This is a genomic window from Sphingobium rhizovicinum (genome assembly GCF_042647625.1).
Classification (GTDB): domain Bacteria; phylum Pseudomonadota; class Alphaproteobacteria; order Sphingomonadales; family Sphingomonadaceae; genus Sphingobium; species Sphingobium rhizovicinum.
The window spans coordinates 632,885-651,511 of sequence record NZ_JBHRVU010000005.1 but is presented as its reverse complement, the minus strand read 5'-3'; the positions used below and the strand labels follow the sequence as shown (position 1 = coordinate 651,511).

Genomic DNA, 18,627 nt, shown 5'->3' with positions numbered 1-18,627 from the left:
TTAACCCGGATAGGGACTGGATTGCAGCAAATCTGCCAAATGCGCGGCATTGCTCGCGACCATCTTCGCAGTCTTTGTCACCATGTCCGGCGTCTCCTTCAAATCCTTGAAGTCGGTCGATCCCATCGCTTCGCCGACCCAGTAACAGGCGGCTACCGCCGGGATAGTCCAGCCAACGTCGTTCAGCGCCTGAAAAAGCTGAGCAGACGAGAAATGCGCACCGTCCTCATTGCCCACGATCGCGGCGACCGCGACCTTGCCGTAGCTGGGCATCCGGCCCTGATCGTCGGTCTCGGACAGAAAGGCGTCCATCCGCTCCAGCACGCGCTTGGCGACGCTGCTGATCTGCCCCATCCAGATCGGACCACCGAAGATGACAATGTCGTGCGCCAGTATCTTCTTCCGCAGTGCCGGCCATGCGTCGCCATCGCCTTCATCGGAAGTGACGCCGGGCTTTATATCGAGCGCAGCAGCCCGAACGGTTTCGCTTAATGTTACCCCCTTCTCGCCAAAAGCCTTTGCCAAGACGGCGATCATAGCGTCGGTCGAGCTGTCCTCTCCGGCATCCGCCTTGAGGGTGCAATTGAGCGCCAGAGCCTTGATCGGCATCGATCATCTCCTTTCCGGTCTTGTCGACCGCAGGGTGCGACCGTCCGTTCATCACAGGGAGAACTCTTGAGCCATCAATGGGTTCTTGGGAATGAAGGAGATAGTTGATGAGCGATACCGCACAGATGATCCATGAGGACGCGCTGCCCGGCCATGAGAGCAAGCTCTCGCCCAAACCCGATTGGCAGCCGCGCTATATCGGATCTGGCCGCCTCGCCGGAAAAGTCGCGATCATTACCGGCGCCGACAGTGGCATCGGCCGGGCGGTTGCCGCGCTCTATGCGCGAGAAGGCGCCGATATCGCGATCGTCTACCTTATGGAAGATGATGACGCCGCAGAGACCAGACATATCGTCGAGGCGGAAGGATGCAAAGCGATCACCCTCCGCGGCGACCTTGGCGAGAAAGTCTTTTGCGACGATGTCTTAGCCCAGACGCTGAAAGCATTCGGCAAGATTGACATTATCGTCAACAATGCCGGTGAACAACATCCGGACAAAGACATCACCGACATCAGCGAGGACCAGCTTCGCCGAACATTCCAGACAAACATCTTCAGCATGTTCTTTCTGGTGCAGGCCGCCCGCCCACATCTCAAGGCGGGCGCCGCTATCGTTAACTGTACAAGCGTGACCATGTACCAGGGTAGCTCCGAGCTGCTGGACTATAGCGCGACCAAGGGCGCCATCACCGCCTTCACCCGGTCGCTGTCGGAAAATCTTGTCGGCGACGGCATCCGCGTGAATGCCGTCGCTCCTGGCCCGATCTGGACACCGCTCAACCCCTGTGGGGGCGCCAGTCCCGAAAAGCTGGAGCATTTCGGTGAAAGTACGCCCATGGGTCGCCCCGGCCAGCCCAATGAAGTCGCGCCGTCATTCCTTTTCCTGGCGTGTGACGACTCCAGCTATATGTCCGGGCAGGTGCTGCATCCCAATGGCGGTACCATCGTCAACGGATAACTGATTTATGGCATGATCTCGCGGATGCGCTGCGCCAATATATCCATTGCGAAAGGCTTGGTTAGAAGCGCCATGTTCGGCGCAAGCTGTCCATTCCCGATAACGGCATTTTCGGCATAGCCGGTGATGAACAGAACATGCAGATCGGGTATCAGACTGAGCGCCGCATCCGCGACCTGCCGCCCATTCATCCCGCCCGGCAACCCAACGTCGGTAATGAGCAGGTCGATCCCGGCATCCGCCTGTAGCAGGCGCATCGCGCTGGGGCCGTCAAAGGCTTCCAGCACGGTATAGCCCATCTCCTCGGCAACCTCTACGACGAGCATGCGGACGGTCGGTTCGTCATCCACCACCAGCACCGCACCGGCCCTTTGTTCCTGCTCTCCTTGCAGACTGGGAACCAGGGCAGCGCCGATCCCGTCGTCAGCGCTCTCCCCTCCGGAAAACAGGCGTGGCAGATAGATGCACATCGTCGTGCCCATGCCCAATTCGCTGTAAATCCGGACATGGCCGCCCGACTGGCGCGCAAAGCCATAGATCATCGACAGGCCCAGCCCCGTCCCCTCGCCCATCGGCTTGGTCGTGAAGAATGGATCGAACGCGCGCGAAATGACCTCCGGCGTCATGCCCGTGCCGGTATCGGTGACGCAGATCGAGATATATTGGCCGGGATCGAGATCACGCTCCCGCGAGGCCGCCTCGTCCAGCCATTTGTTGGCGGTTTCGATCGTGATACGACCGCCATCAGGCATGGCGTCACGCGCATTGATGCACAGGTTCAAAAGCGCATTTTCAAGCTGGTTGGGATCGACCAGCGTGGTCCAGATGCCCGCCTTGCCGACCGTCTCCACCTCGATCTGCGGCCCGACGGTACGGCGAATCAGCTCTTCAAGATCGAAGATCAACCGGTTCACATCGACCGGCTTGGGGTCCAGCGTCTGGCGCCGGGAGAAGGCGAGCAAACGATGGGTCAGGGCAGCGGCGCGGCGGACCGCCCCCTGCGCCGCGACCGAATATTTGTCGATCTCCGCAATGCGTCCTTGCGCGATGCGTATCTGCATCATTTCCAGCGCGCCGGAAATGCCGGTCAGCAGATTGTTGAAGTCATGCGCCAGCCCACCGGTCAACTGACCGACCGCTTCCATCTTCTGCGACTGACGCAGCGCCTCTTCGGCCCTGTCCCGCTCGGCCGTGGTCGTGACGACCTCCTCCGTCAGCGCGCGTTCCAGCGCCTTGCGCTCACTCACATCCAGCATGGCGCCGACCATGCGAAGCGGCGCGGCATTCTCGTCGCGCAACACATAGCCGCGGTCGAGGATATCGGCATAGCTGCCATCGCCGCGTCTGAACCGATATTCGTCGGTCCAGTCTGTGCCCGTGCCTTCGATCACGCGATGGATGCTGTCATCGACCCGCTGGCGATCGTCGGGATGGATATGCTCCAGCCACCATTCGCCGGTCGGCGCGACATGCTCCAGCCGATGGCCATAAGCCTGCTCCAGCGCGATATTCCAGGTCACATGATTGGCGCGCAGATCCCAGTCCCAGATAGCGTCGTTCGTGGCCCGCCCCGCCAGCCGAAGACGTTCCTCGACCTCGCGCAGCGCTTTCTGCCCAAGGCGATCGGCCGTCACATCCTGCACCGTGCCGATCAGGCGGATCGGCACGTCATCCTCGAACAGGGCCACGCCCTGCGCATGGATATAGCGATCGACCCCATCCTCGATTCCGACCGTCCGATATTCTGTGTCGAACACGCCTGTTCCCGCAGGATCCAGAGCCGCGCGAACGGCTGCATCCGCCGCCGACCGGTCATCGGGATGCAAACCGGCGAGAAATGCCGTCTCGTAACTGACAGGAGCGCCGGGGCTGAGGCCGAATAGCGCACGGCATCGGTCATCCCATTCCAACTGGCCGGTCTGCGGCCAATAGTCGAACTGCCCCATTCGCGCCGCGCGGGTCGCCAGTTCAAGCTTGTCCCGGCTCGTGGCAAGCGCTTCGCGCGCCCTGTACGCCGCCGTCACGTCCGTCGCCGTACCGAACCATTCCAATATCTCGCCATCATGCCCCAGGATCGGCACGGCGCGCGACGCCGTCCAGCCGATCGCGCCGTCCGCCTGCCACACCCGATGCTCCAGAACGAAAGGCGATTGGGTGGCGATGGCCTGCGCGATGGCATCCTGAACGACCGGCCGCTCTTCGGGCGGAATATAGGCTTCGATCCAGCGGACCGAAGGGGCTTCCGTATCGGCCAGAAAACCCCGTCCATCGAGCTGCCGCATTTCCTGCCAGTCGGCGCTCATCTGATAGATGGCGTCCGACGTCGCCCCCACCAGCGCGCTGAAGCGCGATTCACTGGCCGCGCGCCTGTCTCCTTCTTCTGCGATACGGCGGGCATCGGTAAATTTCTGCGTCGTATCGACCGCAACGTCGAGAAGGCCGACAATCGCCCCATGATCGTCGCGTAGCGGGCTGTAGCTGAAGGTCCACCAGGTATCTTCGGCATAGCCGTTGCGGGTCATGACGAGATGCATGTCCTCGACCGACACGGTTTCGCCCGCCATCACGCGGGCGATGAGCGGTTCGAGATCGTCCCAAAGTTCGGACCATACCATTTGCATCGGTTGCCCCAGTGCAGCAGGATGGCGATCACCAAGAAACGGGGCGTAAGCGTCATTATAGAGGAAAGTGAGGTCATCACCCCAGGCGACGAACATCGGAAAATGAGAGCCCAACGCAAGATCCACCGTCGTCCGCAGGGATATAGGCCATTGCGCCCGCGCCCCAAGCTCGGTGGTCGACCAATCGAAATTATCGACTCTTATCTTTATGGAAGCGTCCGATGAGGGCTGTGCGGAAAAGATCGAGGCCATTCAACTCCAATATCCGGTCTTTCCAGCCATGTCATTCGCCAGGATTGCAACATGGATCAGCCAGCCATTGGATGCCGACGCCTTTGGTCTGGCGCGCGCCCTTCATGAAAACATAGCGCCCGGCGGCTCAAGCCGGTGTTTGCGATTTACCTGTATCGCCGGGCGCCTTGAAAATGGATCATCACATCCTTTCAGGCGAGGATGCGTAGCGACGGCTCACGGTCATAGTAGCGCAGAGCTGCAGCCTTCACGAAAGCGCCACCAAGTGCGGTAACGCCCGCGTCGGGCATCACTCCAGCCTTGTCGAGCAGCGGCTGCGCTGCGGCACTTGCGCCTATGGCCTTGAGATGGCCGTAGGCGTTCATCACGAATTCGACAGCGGCGGCCTCGTTGACGAGCACTGCATAGTCCTCTTTCGATAATATGATCGCCACCGCGTCGAAAATCTGACTGGGCGACGCCGGCTGAGATCATGGCGGATAGCGGTCACTACAGCATCGACAGTACCACCGTTCGCGCTCACGTATCTGCAGCGGGCGGAAAAGGGGGACTCATCGACGCGCTCTTGGCCGCTCGCGGGGCGGGTTCACCAGTAAACTTCACTGTCTGGCTGATGCCCTCGGGCGACCGCTCGCCTTCCATCTGACGGTCGGTGAGGCCGCAGACTGCAAAGCCTATGACGCCCTAATCGGCCTGCCCGAGCGCGCACCTGACGCTCTGCTCGCCGACAAGGGCTACGATGCCGACGCAATCCGCGCCGACCTTGCCGAGCGGAAGATCGAGGCCGTCATTCCTGGCCGATCAAACCGTCGTGTGCAGACCAAACATGATCGGGCGCTCTACAAACAGCGCAACCGCATCGAACGCATGTTCGGCCATCTCAAGATCAACCGGGCCATCGCCACACGCTACGACCAGCTTGCCAATAGCTTCCTTGGCATGGTCTACCTCGCCACCGCTCGATACTGGCTCAAATTTGTCCATGCCGCCTAGCACTACTTTGGCAGAAGTGTGATTTTTGGGATTCCCTTTTTCGCGGATCGGTGATTCATGGGGAGCCAGCTTTGATGGAGGCTGGTGATGGGCGAGGGCTGGCGAGCAGATTTGGAACGCTGGCTTGAGCCGTATCTGCAGGTTCTGGGCAACAAGACGCGGCGTCGGATGTGTCCGGCTTATATTGCCGGTTTGATTGGTCCGGGCGATCGCAAGAGCATCCAGCCCATGGCGGCGCGAACTGAATCACTCAACTATGATCGGCTGCATCAATTTATCGGCGCAGGGATCTGGGACAGCGGGCCGCTGGAAGCGTGCCTTTGGCGACAGGCGGACGCGTTGGTCGGTAGGGACAAGGCCTGGTTGATCACGACGATACGGCGCTGCCGAAGAAGGGCAAGGCCTCGGTCGGTGTCGCGCCTCAATATGCGACGGCACTGGGCAAGAATGCGAACTGCCAGACGCTGGTATCGGTGACACTGGCGTCGGGAGAAGTTCCAGTCATGCTGGGTTTGGGGCTGTTTCTGCCGGAAAGCTGGACCAGTGATCCAACCCGGATGGACAGGGCCGGAGTGCCTGAAGAATTCCGGACCTATCGCACCAAGCCCGACATCGCCATTGAAGAGATCGACCGCCTCATCGCTGCCGGCGTGCGCTTCGGCTGCGTGCTGGCCGATGCCGGATATGGCCTGTCAGCGCCGTTTCGACAGGCGCTCAGCGCGAGAGGCTTGTGCTGGGCAGTCGGCATTCCTCGGCACCAGAAGGCCTATCCCGCAGATGTGCAACTGGTCTTCCCGGTGGCAGGGCGTGGACGACCGCGTGTCCGGCATGTGCCCGATGTCAAATCCCGGGCTGCCTATGCCATGCTCGAAGAGGTGAAATGGAGGCAAGTCAGTTGGCGCAAGGGCACAAAGGGGCGTCTGACAGCACGCTTCGCCGCCATGCGCGTGCGGGTCGCCGATGGCGCGCCACAACGGATTGGTGCTGCTGGCGCACAGCATATGCCGGGTGAAGAAGCCTGGCTGGTGGGCGAGCATCGTTCCAACGGCGAACGAAAATACTATCTCTCCAATCTCCCCGCCGACGCGGCGATCAAGGATGTTGCCGGTGCCATCAAAGCGCGCTGGATCTGCGAGCAGGCGCATCAGCAACTCAAGGAAGAGCTGGGCCTCGACCATTTCGAGGGGCGCTCCTGGACGGGATTACATCGCCACACACTCATGACAATGATCGCCTACGCCTTCTTGCAGACCAGAAGGCTCGCTCGGACGGGCCGGAAAAAAAAGAGCCTCAGGCCCACCGCCACAACCGAGCCTGCCAGCTGTCCGCCAAGTCATCATTGACCGCATGTGGAGACCGCCGCCTCGGCATTGCCCTCATTGCGGGGGAGATCTACCCAATATGAACCCAGTACTTCTGCCAAAGTAGTGCTAGGAGCGACGCCGATGACCAGTCCTGACGCAGCAGGATGTCGTGCGCGTGTCCAAGCGCACCTAACCGCTTCGAGAAGCTCTCCATTTCCTTGGTCGTAGCCGCATCTCGCAACGTCTGGACGGCAATTGCCTGAACCAGCGCCAGTGTGTTCTTGAGGCGATGCCCGAGTTCCTCGTTGACCAGTTTCAGGCTTGCCTGCGCCCTGACGGTATCGGTGGTTTCCACGACCGTATCGAGCATGCCGGCCACGGACCCGCCCGCGAGCCGCAGCGGGCTATAGCAGAAGGTGAACCAAGCCTGCTCTTCCTCGCCGCTGCGGTCAATGATCAGCGGAAAGTTCTCGATATAGGTTGGGGCACCGGCATAGGCACGCTCCGCGATGGGGCCGATAGAGTTCCATCCCTCCGACCATATGTCGGCAAAGGAGCGTCCAAGTGCGACATGCTTGTTCCCCAGGATGGGGATGAAGGCGTCATTATAGATCGTGGTGAAACGATCACCCCAGACGATGGCTTTGGGGAAGCTCGAATCCAGGATCTGGCGCACAACGATTTCGAGTTCTGATGGCCAATCGACCCTTGGTCCCAACGGCGTCGTGCTCCAGTCGAAAGCATTCACGCGCGCGCATACCCGGCTCGACCTGGATGTCGTGGCATATTTGTTTGGCGTGTTCCGCAGTCGTCTTCGTCAACTTTAGCTCCCATCGGTGCACGCGGGAGCGGGACGCTCACTGGATCGGGGCGAAACAGGGGGGAATCGTCTTGCGACGCGCGGATGCTATCACAGCGGTGCTGGGCATCAAAGGCGATGCCGAGGTTACGTTCTGTTGAAAGCCTTGATGTCCTGCGCCAGCGATTCGACGACCTTACTGCTGTCTGGATGGCGCCTATCCCGGTCATCCAAACATAAAGAGGTCAAGCCTGTAAGCGGTCGTTTAAGTACGACCTCCAGCCAGTAGATTCATTTATTCTGAATGATCTGATCACGCGAGAATGCATCAGCAAGAGAAATGTCACAAATCAATCTTGGCTGGTCACGCTTATGAGGCGGAGATCGAAATCGTGGCCACTATCTCACAACAATAGAGTTAATTCACTGCGACGAGTAAAACAACGCTTAAAGATGTATTTGCCCTGCGCGCTTCTTCGTTCGATCTATATTGAGAATGTGGCGGATGTGTGGTCAAGAACATGCCGCGTAAGTATAACCAGATCATCTTCGGCTTCAAATTTATACGAGCAGATTATCATTTTCATCGCTACTGTGAAAGCTGACAACAATTCTGCTTTTGAGATTCCGAGAAAGGCCGTTAAATGTAACTGCCAAGCTCCAAAATAAGTTAATGGCTATATTATATATGATTGATCCGCGCTCTATACGCACATTCTTGGCGGTGTGTCGCGCCAACAGCATCAGCGGCGGCGCGCGCGCGCTCAATATCTCCCAGCCGTCCGTGTCCAATGCGATCGCGCAACTGGAACAGTCGCTGGGCGGCGTGTCGCTGTTCGAGCGCTCGCGCAGCGGTATCCAGCTTACGCCAGAGGGGGAGGCGCTGCTGCGCCGGGCGGAGGCGATCGACAGCCTGATGGCGGATGTGCAGGCGGAAGTGTCGCTGGCCAGCGCGGGTGTCACCGGACCGCTGCGCGTAGGTGGTACGCCCGGCGCACTGGTCAGTCTGCTGCCCGACGCCGTACGCCGGATGGAGGCGCGGATCGGCCGCTTCGCCCTGCATGTCGTGGAACGGCCGGATCATGATCTTGCGGCAATGCTTCATCGTGGCGAGATCGAACTGGCGTTCGTCACCACCGGCATCGAGCAACCTCCCGAGGGGATCGAGGAACGCACCTTCTCGCGTGATCCCTTCGCCCTGATCGTGGGAAAGCAGAATGACCATATGCCTGCGCGTCTTTCGCTGCGTGATACGACGCATATGCGCTGGGTCTTGCCGGAAGCGCGCGGCGCTTTCCGTCGTCAGGTGGATGCGCTGTTCATGGCCGCCGATATTCCGGTGCCGCAGGATATCATTCGCTGCGACTCTCTGCTGACGACGAAGGCGATGGTGCGTGGCAGTCAGCGTGTCACCATATTGCCGATGCAGGTTGCTTCAGCCGAACTGTCGATCGGCGTCTTGCGCGCCATTACCATCGAGGAAGCGCAATTCGCCCGCAGCATCGGCGTCCGCCGATTGGCCGGCGGTCGCTTGTCACGGTTGGGCGCTGAATTGTTTGACACACTCATCCATAGTTCCAAACTATAACATATCAAAAAATCATTATTTTTCTTTTCGGCCGGGTAGGTCCATAACGTCTCTACAACGACGGCAGGAGAGACTTCAGGTGCGACAGCTTATCCGCAATGTTCGGATATTCGACGGAACGGGTAGCGATCCCGTCCCCGGCGCTGTCCTGATCGAAGGCGATCGCATCGCCGCCATCCTGCCAGCTGATACGAATACAGAAGCCGGCAGCGTGATCGACGGCCAGGGCGGCACGCTGATGCCCGGCATGGTCGACGCTCATACCCATCTGACCTGGGGCAGCTCGGTAGAGAAAATCTATCACCAGTTCATCCTGCCGCCCGAAGAGTTGAAGGTCGCCGCCTGGCGCAATGCCCGCGTGCTGCTCGACCATGGCTATACCAGCCTCTATTCGGCCGGCGCGCTGGGCGACCAGATCGAACCCGAACTGGCCCGCGCGATCGACGCCGGCGAAACCCCCGGTCCGCGCCTCGTTCCATCGACGCTGGAACGCAGTCCGGAAGGGGGGGAGGGCGTCGAAACCGGCGACGTGTTCAACGGTCGTGGCCCTGAAGCCATGCGCGCCTTTGTCGCCTATTGCGCGGCGGAAGGGGTGAAGTCGCTAAAGCTGGTCATCTCCGGCGAAGACGCGCTCAAGCCCGGATCGTCGCAGGACATCCTCTACACGGACGAGGAAATGCAGGCGGCTGGCGAAGCCGCGAAGGAAGCTGGTCTCTGGATCGCGACTCATGCCTATACCGGGCGCGCCATCAATCTGGCACTCGAAGCGGGTGCGCGCATCCTCTATCATTGCTCCTTCGCTGACGCCGCCGCGATCGACGCGATGGCGGCGAAGAAGGACGAGATTTTCTACGCGCCCGGCCCCGGTGTCTCGGTTGCCGCGCTGGAAGCATCGCCCCCGCCGCATATCGACATGTCTTCGATGAAGGCTAGCGGCGCCGAGCGGCTGGAACTGGAAAAGGCGCTGGTGCCCAAGCTCAAGGCGCGGGGCGTGCGCATCCTGCCGGGCGGCGACTATGGCTTCCCCTTCAATCCCCATGGCCGCAATGCCCGCGATCTGGAGCATTTCGTGACATATTATGGCTTCACCCCGGCCGAAGCGCTCAGCGCCGCCACCATGCTGGGCGGACAGCTTGTGGGACAGCAGGTTGGACAGGTGAAGCCGGGCTATCTGGCCGATCTGCTGCTGATCGACGGTGACCCGACCCAGGATGTCCGCATTATGCAGAATGTCAATAAAATCAATATGATAATGCTTGGCGGGAAGCTGCATAAAGCGCCCGCTGTTCAGCCCGTGACCGCCTGACCGGAAAGACGCTACCATGTTCGATGTTGCTATCATCGGCTGCGGGCCGGTGGGGGCCTTTGCGGCCAATTTACTTGGTAAATCCGGTGCCTCGGTCCTCGTGATCGAGCAGGAAGCGCGTCCCTATCCGCTGCCCCGCGCGGTGCACCTGGATCATGAAATGATGCGCCTGTTCCAGTCGGCCGGCGTCATCGATCGGGTCGCGGGCGACATGCGCGATACCGAAGGGCATATGCATGTCGGTGCCGACCATGGCGTCATTCGCTATATGGGTACGGTGGGGCGCGCGCGGCCGTTCAGCTGGTCAAACGACTATTTCTTCTACCAGCCCGAACTGGAGGATCACCTTCGCGAAGCGTTGATTGATTATCCCAATATAGTTGTCCAACTCGGTGTCGCATTTGAAGGGCTGGAACAGGGCGCCGATGGCGTCACGCTGCGCCTGTCGGGCGGGCATAGCGAGCAGGCTCGCTATGTCATCGCCTGCGACGGGGCACGCAGTGCGGTGCGCAAGGCGCTGAATATCAAGCTGGATGACCTTGATTTCGAAGAACCCTGGCTGGTGGTCGATGCCGAAGTCGACGGTCCGGTTCGCTTCCCCGATCTGTGGGGCGTGCCCGACACCGCCGACCTCCAGAAACTGTCGGTGATGATGTGCGATCCCCGGCGGCCTGCGACCATCGTGCCGGGGCGCGGCAATCATCGCCGCTGGGAATTCATGTTGCTGCCGGGCGAAGACGACCAGGCGATGATGGAGCTGCAAGCGGTCGCAGCCCTTGTCGAACCCTATCTCTCCGGGGTTCCGCACAAGGTGGTGCGCGCGGCGACCTATCGCTTCCACGGTCTGATCGCCGAGCGGTGGCGGCAGGGCGGCGTCTTTCTGGCCGGCGATGCCGCGCACCAGACGCCGCCCTTTTTTGGGCAAGGCATGTGTCACGGCCTGCGCGACGTCGCCAATCTGGCATGGAAGCTGGAACTGGTGCTGAAGGGGCAGGCGCCCGGCGGGCTGCTCGACAGCTACCAGCCCGAACGCGATCCCCATGTCCGCGCCGTCATTTCCGCTGCCGTGGGCGCTGGTCGATATATCTGCATGCTCGATCCGGAAGCGGCGGCCGAGCGTGACGCGAAGATGCGGGAAGCCGCCAGGGGCGCGCAGCATGGCACCGCCGCCGACCTGATCCCGGCCATCGCAACGGGCATTGTTGCGACCGATACGGCGGGCGCCGGCGAACGCTTCATCCAGCCGCGCGTCGGCGACCTGTTGCTGGACGATGTGACCGGCGGCGGCTGGCGGCTCTTCACCCGGACCGCGATCGACAGCGATGACGTGACTGTCGTCGACCTCGCGCAACTGGATGATGACGGCGCGATCGCGGGCTGGCTGACCGACCGCAAGGCAGACTCCGTGTTGATCCGGCCCGACCATTATGTATTCGGCACCGGCAAGGCTGCTGACCTCATCGCCCGGCGCAATGCCCTGATCGCCGGTGCCGCCCATCAGGAGATTGCCGCATGAGCCTCACCCTTGCTCAGGCGCGGAATGTCATCGATGCCGCTCTTGCGAAGGGCCGCGCCGACAGCGCGCAGCCGCTGGCCGTCGTGGTGCTGGATGCCGGTGCGCATCCCGTTGCCATGGTGCGCGAGGATGGTGCCAGCCTGTTCCGTTTCGACATCGCGAAGGCGAAGGCCTCGGGGGCGCTGGGTATGGGGGCGGATACGCGGGTTCTCGCCGCACGTGCCGCCTCCAACTCTGTCTTCTTTCAGAGCGTCGTCGCTGCCACCGGTGGCCGGCTGGCTCTGTCCCCCGGCGGCGTCCTGATCCGTGACGTGGAAGGTGCGGTGATAGGCGCCATCGGGATCAGTGGCGACACCGGCGATTGCGACGAAGCCTGTGCCATTGCGGGCATATCGGCGGCCGGCCTTTCCCATGGAGATATGAAATGAAGTTGCGCAGCATCGAACTGGCGCTGCCCGGCGCAGCAGAGGCGGCAGCCTTCCTGACCGATATCTGGGGCATGGCCCCGGCGGCGGTCGCCGGCAATATCCATTATCTGCGCGGGTCGGGGAGATTCCCCTATCTGGTGGCGCTCGAAGAATCGCCCGAACCCTATGTGCGCTCCACCACATTCGTCTGCAGCGCCGATCGTCTGGAGCAACTCAAGCGCAGCGTGACCGAAGCCGGCCTGCCCGCCGCACCGGTGTGGTCCAATGATTTGGGCGGCGGCCATGGCATTATCGTGGAACTGGCCGAGGGCGAACTGTTGCGCTTCCTGGTTGATGCGGCCGAAGTGGCGCCGATCGAAGGCGCTGACTTGCCGGTGAAACTCACCCATGTCGTCTTCAACAGCGCTGATGCCGAAGCGACCGGCCATCTGGTCGAGGACGCGCTGGGCTTCCGCGTGTCGGATCGGACCAAGGGCATGGTGTTCGTGCGCTGCAATGACTCGCACCATAGCACTGCCTTTGCCCGCGCCGGCTTCGCCAGCCTCAACCATATTGCCTTCGAAATGGAGGATATGGACGCGGTGATGCGCGGCATCGGCCGCCTGCGGGATCAGGATATGGCACCGGCCTGGGGACCGGGCCGCCATGGTCCGGGCGCGAATGTCTTCGCCTATTTCATCGCCCCCTTCGGTCCCGTGATCGAATTTTCGACCGCCGTGAACAAGGTGCCCGACGATTATCAGGCGGGTGCGCCCGAAGACTGGACCTGGCCCGCCAAGCGGATCGACCAGTGGGGCATGTCCGACAAGGATTTCGACGGCCTGCGCGCCGCCGAGGAGAAGTTCCGCCATCGCCGCGACTGGGAAGCCCAGCCCCTCAATGTCCTGACAGAGGAAAATCACTAATGCGTTATGTCAGCTTCCGCCGTCCCAACGGCACCCCCAGCTTCGGCCGTCTGGATGGCGAAACCATTGTTGAACTGGCGACCGATGCGACGTCCAGCCTGAAGGCCGCGTTGGCTGATGGCAGTCTGGCTGCACTGGCCGATGGCGCGACATTTGCCGCTGCCGATATCGTGTTGCTGCCGGTCATCCCCGATCCCGCCAAGATCCTGTGCGTCGGCCTGAACTATGCCGAACATGTCAAGGAAACCGGCCGTGAGCAGAAGGCGCATCCGGCGATCTTCGTGCGCTATGCCGACAGTCTGGTCGCAGATGGCCAGCCGATGGTGAAGCCCACCGTGACCGAACGCTTCGACTATGAAGGCGAACTGGCGATCGTCATCGGCAAGCCCGCGCACAAGGTCGTGGCGGCCGACGCCTGGAACTATGTCGCTGGCTATGCCGCCTTCAACGATGGCAGCGCGCGCGACTGGCAGCGGCACAATATCCAGTTCACGCCGGGCAAGACCTTCCCCGGCACCGGCGGCTTCGGCCCCGCACTGGTGACGCCGGACGAGATTGACGATCTGAACGCCCTGCGCGTCCAGACCCGCCTGAATGGCGAATTGCTTCAGGACCAGCCGATCAGCGACATGATCTGGGATATCCCGACCGTGATCGAATATGTGACGGCCTTTACCCCGCTCGCCCCCGGCGACGTCATCGCCACCGGCACGCCCGGCGGCGTCGGCGATAAGCGTACCCCGCCGCTCTACATGAAGGCCGGCGACCAGGTCGAAATCAGCATCGGCACTGTCGGCACACTCACCAACCGCATCATCGACGAACAATAATTCAACGATCACCCAATCATAAGAAAGGGAGAGGGACACCATGCGTAAGTTCAATCTGACTATCACTGCGCTCGCTGGCGCCAGCGCTGTTGCGCTGGCCGCACCGGCCTTCGCTCAGGACGCCCCGCCGCAGCAGGCCGCGGATGCACCGGAGGTTAATTCCGACATCATCGTCACCGCCCAGCGTAAGGCGGAAAAGGTGACGGAAGTACCCATTTCCATCACCGTGGCCAGCCAGAAGCAGTTGGAGCGCCAGCAGGTCAACAATCTCAATGACCTCAATCGGGTTGCGCCCTCGCTGGAAATTCAATCGGCACCGTCGCAGAATACCGGTGGCGGTGGCTCCATCCGAGGTATCGGTACGCAGAGCTTCTCGCCCGGCGCAGTCGCCTCGGTCGGTGTCGTCGTGGACCAGGTCAGCCAGGGCAATGCCAATATCTCGGACCTGTTCGACGTGTCCCGGATCGAGGTGCTCAAAGGGCCGCAGGGTACGCTCTTTGGCCTGACGACATCTGCCGGTGTCATCAACATAACCACCAATGCACCTGATCCGACGCAGTTCAGTGGTCGGGTACGCACTGAATTGTCCGACGCTGGTACGGCCGGATCGAAATATGGCCAGCAGATCATTCAGGGCGTCATCAACGTGCCAGTGAGCGCGACCAGCGCGTTGCGCGTATCGGGCATGAGCAACACGCGACAGGGCGTCAACCGCAACGCCGTGACCGGCGACTGGAACGACGTCAATCGCTATGCGGTGCGTGGCCGTTTCCTCTGGAACGCGACCGAAGACCTGACCTTCAACCTGATTGGCGACTGGTCCAAGGGTACGACGGACAATGGCGGGGACTTCTTCACTTTCCTGGCAAACACCCCCGCCAACACCACTTTGCTCAACAGTTGTGGCATCACGCCGGGCGAGGGAAACCAGACCTTCTGCATTGGTGATGAATTCAGCAGCAGGACCAAGGCCTGGGGCGGATCGGCGCAAGTGGATTATGATGCCGGGCCGCTGGTGCTCACGTCGATCACCGCCTATCGCAAAACCGAAACCAGCAACACTTCAGGCAATATCTACCGCGCCGATCCGCTGGCTTCGGAACTGATCAGCGGTCCTACGGGCACAGACATTCGCCTGTTCACACAGGAATTTCGCGCATCGTCCAACAGCAGTTCCGCGTTCGAATATACGGTCGGCGCCTTCTATTCGAACCAGAAGACGGTGCAGCGCCCCGAACGCTTCACGATTTCAGTAACCTTGCCGAACGGGATGATCATCCGTCCGGTGGATTCCCTCGGTGCGCTCAACGAAATAACCGACGAATCATTGGCTATGTTCGGGCAGGGGACATTGCATGCGACTGACAATCTGCGCCTGATCCTGGGAGGGCGCTACACTGCCGGACGCCTCTCACTCGACCGGACTGACGCCGGCTCGGGCGCAGAAACTTTCCAGATATTGAATGTCGACAAGATTTCCTGGCGTGCCGGCGTTCAATATGACGTCGCCCGGTCGATCATGGCCTATGCCACTGCGGCGCGGGGTTTCAAAGGTGGCCAGATTGCGGTGCCCACCGCACCGATGCTTCCCTATGTGGTACAGCCGGAAATTCCAATGTCCTACGAGGCAGGGATGAAGGCCACGCTGTTCGGCGGTGCGGTGCTGGATGTCAGCCTCTTCTATCAGAAGATCAAGAATTTCCAGGCACAGGAATGCAACGTCAACCCGACAACGGCTCAGTTGGTCTGCGCCCAGACCAATATTGATGGGGTCAAGACCGGGGCGCGGAAGTCAATTTGTTTGGTCAGATTTCCGATCGTCTGTCGATGAACACCGGCTTCATATATATTAAGGCAACTTATCCGGGTGGATTTATCGGCAACGACGGCGCTGACATCGGCGGGATGCAACTGGCCTATTCCCCACGTTACAAATTCACATTGTCGGGCGAATATGAACAGCCGCTGACGTCAGGCTTCAACGGCTTCCTGGCCGTCGATTCCATCTGGAAATCGCGCATCCGCTATCAGAATACGGCCCGGACGGAAGAGACGTTTCGGCCGCATTGGACAGTTGGCGGCCGGTTAGGTGTGCGGAGCGATGACGAACGTTATTCCGCCGGCATTTTTGTCAGAAACCTGTTCAACGTCTCCGAACCATCATTGCTTCAGAGCAACTTCGGGTCGGGTCTGGGTGCCATTTACGGGCCGCAGTCCTTCCGCCAGGTTGGGTTGCAGCTCGACGCGAAGTTTTGATCGGACCGCGGCATGGTGGAGCGCTGGGCTCCGCCATGCCCATTTAGCGCGCGGCAAGGGAAGAGGTCAGATGAACCCGATCAGGCAGGCTATTGCGACGCTGGGCACCGATCTTGGTCCTGATGTGCTAGGCAGGTGTCGCGCATTGTTCCAAGTTGAGCAGGCGGCGTTGCTGGCGCAGATCCCGGTTTCGGTTGCGGATGTCGCCTATGGTCCGCATGAACGGCACCGGCTCGATCTATATCAGCCGCAGGGGAAGGATCGCACGCCTGTCCTGGTCTTCGTTCATGGCGGCGGCTTTCTGAAAGGCGACAAAGGCGGGGACGATGCCTGGCCCAACGCCAATGTCGGTCGCATGGCGGCACAGGCGGGCTTTCTGGGCGTGGTCATCAACTACCGGCTCGCGCCCGACCATGTCTGGCCGGCAGGATCGGAGGATGTCGCTGCGGTCGTCGACTGGTTGAAGGCCCATGCTGTCGAGCATGGCGGCGATCCGGACCGGATCGTGCTGATGGGCACGTCAGCGGGGGCTGTTCATGTCGCCGGCTATCTGAAACTGGCGGGATCGGAAGACATTCGTGCCGCCATCCTGCTGTCGGGTCTTTATGGCTATGCCCCGCTCGATCAACGCGACACGCTCTATTATGGCGACCCCGCGCTCTATGCCGACCGCATGCCGCTGGAAGCGGTCGCTGCCACAGAACTGCCGCTATTCCTGGCCTGTGCCGAGTTCGATCCGCCCCGATTCCAGGCTGAATTTCTCGGCCTGATGCAGGATCGGCTGGCCCGTCACGACATCATGCCGCGCGCCTTCATTCATTCGGGCCACAATCATTACAGCATGGCCATGCACCTCGGCACCGCTGACCAGCGGCTGTCGCAAGAAATCTGCGCCTTCGTGCGCGAAACGACAGACTGAATAATGGGAGAGAAAATGATGCTCGATCGCCGCACGCTACTGGTCACCGGCGCAGCCATGGCTGCCAGCCCTGCCTTGGCCGCCGCAGACAAGATTTCCGGGAACGAGAATTTTCCGCGGGGCTTCCTCTGGGGGGCGGCCACGGCTGGACATCAGGTCGAAGGCAATAATGTCGCCAGCGACCAGTGGTTTCTCGAAAATCTGAAACCGACCATCTATGCAGAACCGTCGCGTGATGCGTCCAATAGCTTCGCGCTGTGGCCGCAAGACATGGATCTGGCAAAGGGCATCGGCCTCAACGCCTATCGCTTCTCGCTGGAATGGGCGCGGATCGAACCGGAACAGGGCCTGTTCTCGGTCGCCATGCTCGATCATTACAAGCGCATGATCCAAGGCGCGCATGCCCGTGGCCTCAAGCCGATCGTGACCTTCAACCATTTCACCGCGCCGCGCTGGTTCGCGGCGATGGGCGGCTGGACCAATGCGGCAGCGATCGACCTGTTCGTGCGTTTCTGCGACAAGGCGGCGCGGCATCTCGCCGACGGCATCAGCCATGCCATCACCTTCAACGAGCCGAACATCCTGATGGTGCTGCGGTCCGTGGTGCTGCCGCCACAGGTGCTCGAAGCGCAGAAGGCGATGCTGGCGGAGGCGGCTCGCCGGTCCGGTACTGCCAAGTTCACGGCGCTCAATGCCGCGAACATGGAAGATATCGACGCGATGCAGGTCAACCTGATCGCAGCGCACAAGGCAGCCAAGGCGGCGATCAAGGCGGTACGTTCCGATCTGCCGGTCGGTTTCTCGCTGTCCATGTTCGACGATCAGGCCGTCGGCAAGAACAGCATCCGCGACGCCAAGCGCAAGGAACTGTATGGCGGCTGGCTGGACGCCGCGCGCGCGGACGATTTCATGGGCGTCCAGAATTACGAGCGCAACATGTGGACCGACAAGGGCAAATTGCCCGCGCCCAAGGGGGCGCCAGTCAACTATATGGGTGCGGAAGTCTATGCGCCCTCACTGGCAGGAGCGGTGCGCTATGCTCATGAAGCGACCGGCGTGCCGATCTTCGTCACCGAACATGGCGTGGGCACCACGGACGACACTATTCGCGCCAACCTCATTCCGGCTGCGCTGGCGGAGATGAAGAGGGCGATGGATAGCGGTGTGCCGGTGATCGGCTATTGCCACTGGTCGCTGATCGATAATTTCGAATGGGTCTTTGGCTATCGCGTGAAATTCGGGCTGCACAGTGTCGATCCCGCAACCTTCGTCAGGACCGCCAAGCCCAGCGCCGCCATTTACGGCGCGATCGCCAGCCGCAACGCTCTGTAAGGAGGCAAGG

15 protein-coding genes and 2 pseudogenes are annotated in these 18,627 nt (G+C 61.1%); 13 read left to right on the top strand and 4 right to left on the bottom strand.

The window, feature by feature from the left end; genetic code table 11:
• Entirely contained in the window at positions 1-609 is a 609-nt protein-coding gene (locus tag ACFOKF_RS21610) for a flavodoxin family protein (RefSeq protein ID WP_380798620.1), read from the bottom strand.
• A 107-nt stretch (positions 610-716) separates the two neighbouring features.
• On the opposite strand from ACFOKF_RS21610, the gene ACFOKF_RS21605 reads away from it, so the two are divergent.
• Positions 717-1,568: an SDR family oxidoreductase gene (locus ACFOKF_RS21605; protein ID WP_380798619.1), complete on the top strand. Its 852-nt coding sequence runs from the start codon at positions 717-719 to the stop codon at positions 1,566-1,568.
• A gap of 5 nt (positions 1,569-1,573) precedes the next feature.
• Here the strand turns inward: ACFOKF_RS21605 and ACFOKF_RS21600 are convergent, their stop codons facing one another.
• Together ACFOKF_RS21600 and ACFOKF_RS21595 are read right to left on the bottom strand one after the other, a co-directional pair.
• Entirely contained in the window at positions 1,574-4,441 is a 2,868-nt protein-coding gene (locus tag ACFOKF_RS21600) for a hybrid sensor histidine kinase/response regulator (RefSeq protein WP_380798618.1), read from the bottom strand.
• 191 nt (positions 4,442-4,632) lie between these two features.
• Positions 4,633-4,899 (bottom strand): annotated as a pseudogene (locus ACFOKF_RS21595) (catalase HPII); the annotation flags it as partial.
• 67 nt (positions 4,900-4,966) lie between these two features.
• On the opposite strand from ACFOKF_RS21595, the gene ACFOKF_RS21590 reads away from it, so the two are divergent.
• Together ACFOKF_RS21590 and ACFOKF_RS21585 are read left to right on the top strand one after the other, a co-directional pair.
• Positions 4,967-5,434: an IS5 family transposase gene (locus ACFOKF_RS21590; RefSeq protein ID WP_380799323.1), complete on the top strand. Its 468-nt coding sequence runs from the start codon at positions 4,967-4,969 to the stop codon at positions 5,432-5,434.
• An 87-nt stretch (positions 5,435-5,521) separates the two neighbouring features.
• Positions 5,522-6,777: pseudogene (locus ACFOKF_RS21585) on the top strand (IS701 family transposase).
• 49 nt (positions 6,778-6,826) lie between these two features.
• On the opposite strand, the gene ACFOKF_RS21580 reads toward ACFOKF_RS21585, so the two are convergent.
• Entirely contained in the window at positions 6,827-7,486 is a 660-nt protein-coding gene (locus tag ACFOKF_RS21580; protein WP_380798617.1) for an HWE histidine kinase domain-containing protein, read from the bottom strand.
• 739 nt (positions 7,487-8,225) lie between these two features.
• Between ACFOKF_RS21580 and ACFOKF_RS21575 the strand changes: the two genes are divergently transcribed.
• From ACFOKF_RS21575 to ACFOKF_RS21530, 10 genes are all read left to right on the top strand, one after another.
• Positions 8,226-9,125, top strand: a complete 900-nt coding sequence (locus ACFOKF_RS21575) for a LysR family transcriptional regulator (RefSeq protein WP_380798616.1) — start codon at positions 8,226-8,228, stop codon at positions 9,123-9,125.
• A 79-nt stretch (positions 9,126-9,204) separates the two neighbouring features.
• Entirely contained in the window at positions 9,205-10,431 is a 1,227-nt protein-coding gene (locus ACFOKF_RS21570; RefSeq protein ID WP_380798615.1) for an amidohydrolase family protein, read from the top strand.
• A gap of 16 nt (positions 10,432-10,447) precedes the next feature.
• On the top strand, positions 10,448-11,947 hold the full coding sequence (locus ACFOKF_RS21565; RefSeq protein WP_380798614.1) for a bifunctional 3-(3-hydroxy-phenyl)propionate/3-hydroxycinnamic acid hydroxylase: 1,500 nt from the start codon (positions 10,448-10,450) through the stop codon (positions 11,945-11,947).
• Entirely contained in the window at positions 11,944-12,375 is a 432-nt protein-coding gene (locus ACFOKF_RS21560) for a GlcG/HbpS family heme-binding protein (RefSeq protein ID WP_380798613.1), read from the top strand. Before ACFOKF_RS21565 ends, ACFOKF_RS21560 begins: the two co-directional genes overlap by 4 nt.
• Positions 12,372-13,280, top strand: coding sequence for a VOC family protein (locus ACFOKF_RS21555; protein ID WP_380798612.1), 909 nt, complete (start codon positions 12,372-12,374; stop codon positions 13,278-13,280). The genes ACFOKF_RS21560 and ACFOKF_RS21555 overlap by 4 nt, the downstream gene beginning before the upstream one ends.
• A complete protein-coding gene (locus tag ACFOKF_RS21550) occupies positions 13,280-14,110 on the top strand; it encodes a fumarylacetoacetate hydrolase family protein (RefSeq protein WP_380798610.1) in 831 nt (276 codons plus the stop codon). The genes ACFOKF_RS21555 and ACFOKF_RS21550 overlap by 1 nt, the downstream gene beginning before the upstream one ends.
• 40 nt (positions 14,111-14,150) lie before the next feature.
• A complete protein-coding gene (locus tag ACFOKF_RS21545; protein ID WP_380798608.1) occupies positions 14,151-15,941 on the top strand; it encodes a TonB-dependent receptor in 1,791 nt (596 codons plus the stop codon).
• Complete coding sequence (locus tag ACFOKF_RS21540; protein ID WP_380798607.1) at positions 15,908-16,366, top strand: hypothetical protein; 459 nt, start codon at positions 15,908-15,910, stop codon at positions 16,364-16,366. Before ACFOKF_RS21545 ends, ACFOKF_RS21540 begins: the two co-directional genes overlap by 34 nt.
• Positions 16,367-16,436: 70 nt before the next feature.
• The gene (locus ACFOKF_RS21535; protein WP_380798605.1) at positions 16,437-17,285 is read left to right on the top strand and encodes an alpha/beta hydrolase; all 849 of its coding nucleotides are present in this window, start codon (positions 16,437-16,439) and stop codon (positions 17,283-17,285) included.
• Positions 17,286-17,303: 18 nt separating this feature from the next.
• Positions 17,304-18,617, top strand: a complete 1,314-nt coding sequence (locus ACFOKF_RS21530) for a family 1 glycosylhydrolase (protein ID WP_380799322.1) — start codon at positions 17,304-17,306, stop codon at positions 18,615-18,617.
• Positions 18,618-18,627 lie beyond the last annotated feature (10 nt).